The organism is Streptomyces sp. DH12 (assembly GCF_020873895.1).
GTDB lineage: Bacteria > Actinomycetota > Actinomycetes > Streptomycetales > Streptomycetaceae > Streptomyces.
The window spans coordinates 1-698 of record NZ_JAHWGT010000299.1; the positions used below are offsets into that span (position 1 = coordinate 1).

The 698-nt window shown below is 71.2% G+C and carries 1 pseudogene; it reads left to right on the plus strand.

Annotated elements, in window-relative coordinates:
• Positions 1–41 precede the first annotated feature (41 nt).
• Positions 42–698 (plus strand): annotated as a pseudogene (locus tag LPA54_RS34155) (ankyrin repeat domain-containing protein); the annotation flags it as partial.

The following is a 698-nucleotide window of genomic DNA, read 5'->3' on the forward strand; positions in this document are numbered from 1 at the left end:
ACGTGTTCGAGGGGGAGCAGGGGGAGTAGTGGCGGCAGCGAGTGACGGCTGGGCGGCTCGCCGCTGCCGGGGCCGATCCCTGGCGGCCGTCACTGGGCGGCCGGTCGCCCGGGCGGCTGAGCCTGGCCGGACCGACGCCCGAGCTGTTCCCGGTGCCGGAAGGGGTGTGCCTGAGCGACAGCGAGCGAGCGGCGGCGCAGGAGGCCCATCGCCTCACCATGGCACTGGGCGATTTCTACTACGACGGCACGGGCCTGGCCTGCGTGGCCGGTATCGATGTGGCCGAGGCGGTCCGCCGCCTTCAGGCGACGCCGGTGGTGGACGGCGAACTCCTCGGAGTGCTGAACGAGTTACTGGAGGAGCCCTACGCCCACGACATGGACGAGAGTCTTCACATCGTCGGCGTGACGTCCGTGCCGGGCGGCTGCGTGGTCACCCAGCCCTGGGGATACGCACCGCAGATGCCGGGCGTGCTGGCACGGCTGTCCGCCGAAACCCTCTGCTACGGCCTCTACGCCAACCCCAAGAGCGGCAACCAGGGCAGCATCGCCCGTCCCGGAACGATCGAGGGCTCGGACCTGCACCCTGGCGGGGGACCGACGAGGACACTTCCGCGGAGGTGCTGGCCTCGTACCTCTACCAGCACAACGCCGTCACCTACGCCTGCGCCTTCGCAGGACTGCGCCCGACCGACCGGC